General features: G+C 61.0%; 9 protein-coding genes and 1 pseudogene. 3 read left to right on the top strand and 7 right to left on the bottom strand.

Features of this window, described 5'->3' with window-relative positions; genetic code table 11:
• The 3 genes from rlmN to VOI29_RS20425 form a co-directional block, all read right to left on the bottom strand.
• Positions 1–1,000: 23S rRNA (adenine(2503)-C(2))-methyltransferase RlmN (gene rlmN / locus VOI29_RS20415; RefSeq protein WP_323783056.1), on the bottom strand; the 1,000-nt coding region annotated here is incomplete at its 3' end.
• 109 nt (positions 1,001–1,109) lie between these two features.
• On the bottom strand, positions 1,110–1,460 hold the full coding sequence (locus tag VOI29_RS20420; RefSeq protein ID WP_323783059.1) for a lysozyme inhibitor LprI family protein: 351 nt from the start codon (positions 1,458–1,460) through the stop codon (positions 1,110–1,112).
• A 147-nt stretch (positions 1,461–1,607) separates the two neighbouring features.
• Complete coding sequence (locus tag VOI29_RS20425; protein ID WP_323783062.1) at positions 1,608–2,138, bottom strand: invasion associated locus B family protein; 531 nt, start codon at positions 2,136–2,138, stop codon at positions 1,608–1,610.
• A gap of 182 nt (positions 2,139–2,320) precedes the next feature.
• Here VOI29_RS20425 and VOI29_RS20430 point away from each other — a divergent pair, with 182 nt between their 5' ends.
• Positions 2,321–3,319, top strand: a complete 999-nt coding sequence (locus VOI29_RS20430) for an asparaginase (RefSeq protein WP_323783065.1) — start codon at positions 2,321–2,323, stop codon at positions 3,317–3,319.
• 36 nt (positions 3,320–3,355) lie between these two features.
• Here the strand turns inward: VOI29_RS20430 and VOI29_RS20435 are convergent, their stop codons facing one another.
• The 4 genes from VOI29_RS20435 to serB form a co-directional block, all read right to left on the bottom strand.
• A complete protein-coding gene (locus VOI29_RS20435) occupies positions 3,356–3,676 on the bottom strand; it encodes a YciI family protein (RefSeq protein WP_323783068.1) in 321 nt (106 codons plus the stop codon).
• Between the two features lie 32 nt (positions 3,677–3,708).
• On the bottom strand, positions 3,709–4,146 hold the full coding sequence (locus VOI29_RS20440; protein ID WP_323783072.1) for an SRPBCC domain-containing protein: 438 nt from the start codon (positions 4,144–4,146) through the stop codon (positions 3,709–3,711).
• A 13-nt stretch (positions 4,147–4,159) separates the two neighbouring features.
• Positions 4,160–4,480: a metalloregulator ArsR/SmtB family transcription factor gene (locus tag VOI29_RS20445; RefSeq protein WP_323783075.1), complete on the bottom strand. Its 321-nt coding sequence runs from the start codon at positions 4,478–4,480 to the stop codon at positions 4,160–4,162.
• A gap of 308 nt (positions 4,481–4,788) precedes the next feature.
• Positions 4,789–5,664 carry a phosphoserine phosphatase SerB gene (serB, locus tag VOI29_RS20450; RefSeq protein ID WP_323783078.1) on the bottom strand — a complete coding sequence of 292 codons (876 nt, stop codon included), beginning with the start codon at positions 5,662–5,664 and terminating at the stop codon, positions 4,789–4,791.
• Between the two features lie 277 nt (positions 5,665–5,941).
• Here serB and VOI29_RS20455 point away from each other — a divergent pair, with 277 nt between their 5' ends.
• Entirely contained in the window at positions 5,942–7,096 is a 1,155-nt protein-coding gene (locus VOI29_RS20455) for a phosphoserine transaminase (protein ID WP_323783081.1), read from the top strand.
• Between the two features lie 99 nt (positions 7,097–7,195).
• A pseudogene (locus tag VOI29_RS20460) lies at positions 7,196–7,528 on the top strand (phosphoglycerate dehydrogenase); the annotation flags it as partial.

The raw sequence follows: 7,528 nt of genomic DNA on the forward strand, positions 1-7,528 counted from the left end.
GGCTGCCGGGCCATTCGTTGAACGGGATCAGGTTGATCTTGGCCGGAATATTGTAGCGCTTGATGTGGTCGATCAGCCGGTGCGCGTCCTCGTCAGTGTCGTTGACCCCGTCCAGCATCACATATTCAAAGGTGATCCGCTCGGAGTTCGAGACCTTCGGGTAGTCCGCCAGCGCCTGCAGAAGCGTGTCGATGTTCCAGCGCTTGTTGATCGGCACCAGCACATCGCGGGTCTCATTCGTGGTCGCATGGAAGGAAATCGCCAGCAGGCAGCCGATTTCCTCTGCCGTGCGGGCAATCTCGGGAACGACGCCGGAGGTCGAAAGCGTAATCCTGCGGCGGCTTAATGAGATGCCCTCGGGATCCATCGCAATCTTCATCGCATCGCGCACGTTGTCGAAATTGTACAGCGGCTCACCCATGCCCATCAGCACGATGTTCGAGAGCAGGCGGGTTTCGTCTTTGGGCGCACCCGGCACCGGCCATTCCTCCAGATCGTCGCGCGCCATCATCACCTGGCCGACAATCTCGGCCGGGGTCAGGTTGCGCACCAGCTTCTGAGTGCCGGTATGGCAGAAGGTGCAGGTCAAGGTGCATCCCACCTGGGATGAAATACACAGCGTGCCGCGGCCGTCTTCGGGGATGTAGACGACTTCGACCTCATGTCCGCCATTGATCCGTACCAGATACTTGCGGGTGCCGTCGGTGGAGACCTGTTTGCTCACCACTTCGGGGATGCGGACTTCGAATATGTCCGCCAGTTCCGCGCGATAGGCTTTGGCCAGATTGGTCATATCCGCGAAATCGCGTTTGCCCCACTGGTAGATCCACTGCCAAATCTGGCCGACCCGCATCTTGGCCTGTTTTTCCGGGGTACCATGTTCGATCAGAACCTCGCGCATGCGCTCGCGGGTGAGGCCGACAAGATTGACCTTGCCGCCCTCGGGGTCCTTTCTAGGCAGGGTCAAAACGTCTTGGGTGATCGGCGCGCTGGCGGTCATTGGCTTTAGCCTCGGTGCTGGTGGGCGGATGCGGCTCTATATAGGATTCCCGCGGAAGATCAAAAGGAATCCTTGAAAACAAGTTTCGGGCCGCAGCACTGCTCAGTGCCTAATTGGAAAACCGCACCAGTTCCTCCACCCGGGCACGCCCCAGGCTCGTCCAGCAGGCCCGCGTTGCAATTCCTGCGTCTTCGCGCACCGCATGGGCTTCGCCGGCAAAGGCGCAATGGGCAGTCCGGAATGCTTCCCATGCGGTTTGACTTTGCTTCAGCGCAGCCTCCATTGCTGTACCGCCCTTGGTGTTGTCGCGCTCTGCAGCCGCGACCATTGCGGTTTCCAGCGCGTTGAACAGTGCGGCTTCAACACCTTCTTCATCTTCAGCCACACAGGTGCCGATTTCCTCCTGGCTGCCCGCGCCGCATTCCAGCGCTGGATTGGCAAAAGCGGGTTGCAAAAACAACGCAACTGCAAGGCAAGCGCACGGGAGACTGGCTGAGTCCGGCATGGCAAGCACCTCCTGCCGGCTATGCTACGCCGCTTGCAGCCTTCAAACAAGAAAACACCGGCACGGGCCGGGGCTTGGAATGTTTCCGCCCGGCGCCAGAGGTTACTTGCTGCAGCGCTTTTCCGCATCTTCCAAGGCAGCCGTGAAGCCCAGCAGCGAAAAGCTGTCCTTGGTTTGGGTGCCCCGGGCCGATCGTGCGGTCAGCACCGCATTGGCGCCGCGCTTCATGGCTGTAACGATCTTGGCATCATCCGCAGGGGTTGCCGGCCAGGCCCATTCGCCCTCCGTGAATAATTCAAACTCGGATTCGCCGATGGCCATGTTCACGGTGGAACCCGGCGCAAACGGATACCCGCCGGTAAAGCTGACTTCACCCTTGGGGGCATCGCTGCTGCGGAAGGTGACAAACAGCTGGATCTCGCTGCGGCGCACTGCCACGACGCGGCCGTCGCGGGTGTTCACAGTTTCCTTTGGTGCGGAAACCCCCCAGCACTCGTTGGGGTTGTCGCCCTCAAAAACGCTCCAGTCCACCTTGGCTGCAACCCGGTTGTTGGAGGTTGCTTGCGCTGTTGCGGTGGATGCCAATGCTGCCAGACACAGGCCCGCAACCACGCGGGCAAGTTTCAATGCCATTTGTCCCGACTCCAAGACTGTTCTCTAAACCTCAAATACCAAGCAAAGGGCCTGCAGCGTTTCAACCGCCGTCTGGTCCCGATCCCCTCGCTTGCGCTACACAAGCACACTAACGTAACTAGCACCACGGGCGAAAGTGCGTTTTGGCAGGATTTCGCCAAGAAAACATAAGGGGAGACATCATGGCGAAACCTGTGCCCATGGCCGAAGTCTGGCGCGGCCCGCTGCTGGAGAGCCTGCATTTGGGCCATGCCGTCATCTGCGACGCCTCCGGTCAGGTGGTGCGCAGCTGGGGTGACCCGGATGCGGTGATCTATCCGCGCAGCTCGGCTAAAATGATCCAGGCGCTGCCGCTGATCACCTCCGGCGCCGCCGCGCGCTATGGGCTGACGTCCGAACAGCTGGCGCTTGCCTGCGCCTCCCACAATGGCGCGCATATCCACACGGTGCGGGTGAATTCTTGGCTGGATCAGCTAGGGCTTGGCGATGACGACTTCCGCTGCGGTCCGCAGCTGCCGGATGACATCCCGGCCCGCAACGAGCTGATCAAGACCGGCAACAGCCCCTGCCAGGTCCATAATAACTGTTCCGGTAAACACGCGGGCTTTCTGACACTGATGCAGTACCTTGGGGCGGGGACCGAATACATCGAAGTCGATCACCCGGTGCAGCAGGCGTGTCTGGCTGCGTTTGAGGAAACCACCGGCCTGGACAGCCCCGGCTATGGTATCGACGGCTGCTCGGCGCCGAATTTTGCCACCACGGTCACCGGGCTGGCGCGTTCCATGGCCTGGTTTGCCAGCGCCGACGACCGTTCTGACCGCGCATCGCAAGCTGCACAGCAACTGGTTGCGGCAATGACCGCGCACCCCGAGTTGGTGGCCGGCGAAACCCGCGCCTGCACCAATATGATGCGCGCCATGGGCGGCAAAGTGGCGATTAAGACTGGGGCCGAGGCGGTGTTCGTCGCCATCCTGCCCGTGCAGAAAATGGGCGTGGCCGTGAAAATCACCGATGGGGCAACCCGCGCCAGCGAATGCGCAATTGCCGCGCTGATGGTCAGCCTCGGTGTGCTGGACGCCGGGCATCCCGCCACCCGCAAGTACATGAACAAGACACTGTACAGCCGCCTCGGGCTGGAGTGCGGGGCGATCCGCCCTGCAGCCGAGCTGCTGTTCTAATGAAGAATGCCCCGGTCTCTGGCCGGGGCATTCACTTCACATTTGCATTTCAATGACTTCGGCCACTTCCACCGAACCGCTGCCATCCACTACCATCGGGCAGCCCTTGGCCATCTCGCAGGCGGCGTCTTGATCGGCAGCCTCCACCACAGTGTAGCCAGAGACCGGATTGGCGCCGCCATTGTCCGCGACGCCGCCGGCGCTGACCGTCTTGGACATGCCCACCGGCGCTCCGGGAATCTTCAGCGCTTCGCCCATGGAACCCATCCAGTTCTTCCAGGCCTCCATGACCTTGGCGCCTTCTTCCTCGCTCTCCGGGGTCTTGCCGCCGTGATAGGCAAAAATGAACTGTGGCATTGGTCTTCTCCCTTGGTTGCGATGGATGTAATTCAGGTTGGTTCGGCCAGCTGCGCCTCCAGCTTGCGCAGGGTTGAAGTCCAGCCCTGTTCGTGGCGTGCAGCAGTGTCGCTGCCGTCCAGATCCCGGTGGTCAATCAGCAGCATGGCGCCGTCTTCGGTGGCAGCAATTGTGAAGGTCACATGGCTTTCGGCGCCGCGGGTGCCATCCTCATCATGCCAGGCCCAGGTGAAGCCGACGGATTTCGGTTCATCCACATGGGTCACTTGTCCCGAGACGTGAAACCGCTGGCCGTCGTTGTTCTGCATGATGGAATACCAAGGGCCGGTACGGCTGAGGTTTAGATCATGTTCCGGGATATGCATGCCTTCCGGCCCCCACCATTTCAGCAGCTTGTCTGGCGTTGTCACCCAAGCGAACAACTTTTCCGGGCTGACCGGAAACACTCTTCGCAGCTGCAGATCACTCATCCCGTTCCCTCCATCAGGTGTCATCCTCCATCAAGGCCGTTTCCAGCCGGTCCAGGCCGCCTTCCCAGAAGGCACGCCGGGACTGGGTCCACTCGGCAATCATTCGCAGGCCTTCGGGCCGGGCCGAATACAGCCGCTTGGTGCCATCGGCGCGCTGCGTGACCAGCCCGGCCTCGCGCAGCACCTTCAGATGGCGCGAGATAGCAGGGGCCGAGATGCCCGCGCCCGGTGCCAGGTCGCCGGCAGGCAGTTCGCCTTTTGCAATCAGCTGGTCCACGATTGACATGCGGGTTTCATCCGACAGCGCGGCAAAGAACTTTAGAATCGGTGCCATGGTTCTTTTTACCACTTCTGTTAATTAAGTAGTAAGTTAAAAATATCCGTCCAGAAAGAATGCAGGCCACAAAGCATCCCTGTCTGCGGACACAAACACGGCGCATCAAGGCAGAAGCCAAAAATGGCGGCCCCGAACGGCACCTTCGGTTTGCTAGCCGCCAACGCCGTTACCGGGATGGCACCCGCCAGCAGCAGAACAGGAAAGGCGGCCAGCCCGCCGCCTGCAACCGCCTCGATGCAACCCTTGGGAAACCTGCTGCCTGCAAAAAGCAGGGTCTAGATCCTCACTGCAAAGGATCAGATTGGTCAGACTTTGAATGCATTCTGGCCGTAGCCTTGGATATAGAGAAGCGCGGTTAAGTCGCCGTGATTGATACGGATATCGCATTCCGCTGCGACCGAGGGTTTGGCGTGCAGCGCCACACCGGCCCCTGCGCGTTGCAGCATCCCCAGATCATTGGCGCCGTCGCCGACCGCAATGACATCCGTTTCATCGATTCCCAGCCGGGCGGTGATCTGCTCCAGAGCCTCCACCTTGGCTTTCCGGCCCAATATTGGCCTGCCGGCCTTTCCGGTCAGCTTGCCGTCTGCCACCTCCAAGGTATTGGCGCGGTTTTCGTCAAACCCCAGATCTGCCGCCACTTTTGCGGTGAAGGCAGTGAACCCGCCCGAGACCAGCGCTGCATAGGCGCCCTCTGCCTTCATCGTGGCCAGCAGCTGACTGCCGCCGGGCATAAAAGTGATACGTTCGGCCAGTACCTTGCCGATCACTGCTTCCGGAAGACCCTTCAGCAACCCGACCCGTTCGGTCAACGCACCCTCAAAATCCAGCTCGCCGTTCATTGCCCGGGCGGTGATCTGCCTGACCCGTGCGCCAACGCCCGCTTCTTCGGCCAGCTCATCAATACATTCCTGCTGGATCATGGTTGAATCCATATCAGCCAGCAGCATCTTCTTCTTCCGCCCTGCGCTGTGCTGAATGACCAGATCAACCCCCATTTTTTGCAGATCCGCCCAGACGTCCCAGCGGTTGCCGGGCATCTGCGCCAGCGAAAACTCAGCCGCCACACCCGGTGCCAGCCAGTCAGTCTCTCCTCCGCCCCAGGCACTGCGCAGAGATTCGGGCAGAGCGGGCTCCAGCACCGGACTGGCGGGGTTGCAAAGCAGGGTGGCAACAAACATCGGCGGCTCCGTTCCATCGGGTTTACCCTGTCATAGCGGCCCGCCGCTGGAACGGCCAGCCTGCGGTGGGCCGCAGATTTCAGGAGGTATTATAAGGCCTGGTCTTCCGGGAGTATTTCGGGCGGCTGTTTCCGATGGTAGAAAGGCGTGTCGCAAAAAGAGGTGGAATGGCCGTATTTTTCCGAATTTTCTGTTGCATGCCGCGCTGCAGCAGCCTAGCTCTGATGGCGGGACACCCCTCCCCAACGAGGGGCGCTTATCTGGAAGGGTAGCATTGATGGCTATTGCACAACCGGCATCGCGGCCGGCAAATCCGCGTTTTTCTTCTGGCCCTTGCGCCAAACCCCCTGTTTTTGACCTGGCCAAATTGTCCGGCGCGCCGCTGGGCCGCTCGCATCGCGCTGCGGTGGGCAAAGAGAAGCTGAAGGCTGCGATCGAAGGCACACGTGAGATCCTGAACATCCCTGCTGATTATAAGATCGGCATCGTGCCCGCGTCCGATACCGGTGCGGTGGAAATGGCGATGTGGAACCTTCTGGGTGCCCGCGGGGTTGAAATGCTGGCCTGGGAAAGCTTTGGTTCCGGCTGGGTCACTGACGTGGTGAAACAACTGAAACTGGACGCCACGGTCAAAACCGCGGACTACGGCCAGATTGTCGATCTTGGCACTGTTGATTTCAGCAATGATGTTGTCTTCACCTGGAACGGCACCACCTCGGGAGTACGGGTTCCCAACGGCAACTGGATCCCTGCCGACCGTGCGGCGCTGACCATCTGCGATGCCACCTCGGCGGCCTTTGCGCAGCGCCTGCCTTGGGACAAGCTGGATGTGACCACCTTCTCCTGGCAGAAGGTGCTGGGCGGCGAAGCGGCGCACGGCATGATCATCCTGTCCCCCCGCGCGGTCGAACGGCTGGAAAGCTACACACCCGCCTGGCCGCTGCCCAAAATCTTCCGCCTGACCAAGGGCGGCAAGCTGATCGATGGCATTTTCCAGGGCGCGACCATCAACACGCCCTCGATGCTGGCAGTGGAGGACTACCTGCTGGCACTGGATTGGGCCCGCTCGGTCGGCGGACTGGAAGGCCTGCGCGGCCGCGCAAATGCCAACCTTGCCGCGGTCCAGAGCTTTGTGCAGGACAACCCGTGGATCGCCTTTCTGGCGGAACAGCCGGAATACCGCTCGAATACCTCGGTCTGCCTCAGGTTCACTGATCCGCGCATCCAGGATGGTGCCGGTTTTGCCAAGGCCGTGGCCAAGCGGCTGGAAAGCGAAGGCGTGGCCTATGACATCGGCGCCTACCGCGACGCGCCTGCAGGCCTGCGCATCTGGTGCGGCGGCACGGTTGAAACCACTGACGTGGCGGCTCTGATGCCTTGGATCAAATGGGCTTTTGAGGCCGAGATCGCCACCCAGGCCGAAGCGGCCTGACCCGGGCCCTGTTCCGGGGCCCCGGCCCCGGATCCTCCCTCCGAGGGATCCCTCACCATATCAGGCCGCACAGGCCCCCGTTTGAAAAGGACCACAAAAATGGCTCCCAAAGTCCTCATCTCCGACAAGCTCTCTGAAGCCGCCGTACAGATCTTCCGCGATCGCGGCATCGATGTCGATTTCCTTCCCGATGTGGGCAAGGACAAGGACAAGCTGGCGGAAATTATCGGCCAGTACGACGGCCTCGCCATCCGCTCCGCCACCAAGGTGACCGAAAAGATTCTGGAGAACGCCGCAAACCTCAAAGTGATCGGCCGAGCCGGCATCGGCACTGACAACATCGACAACGAAGCCGCTTCCAAGCGCGGCGTCATTGTGATGAACCCGCCCTTCGGCAACATGATCACCACTGCCGAACACGCCATCGCCATG

Source organism: Leisingera sp. (assembly GCF_034669605.1).
Classification (GTDB): Bacteria; Pseudomonadota; Alphaproteobacteria; order Rhodobacterales; family Rhodobacteraceae; genus Leisingera.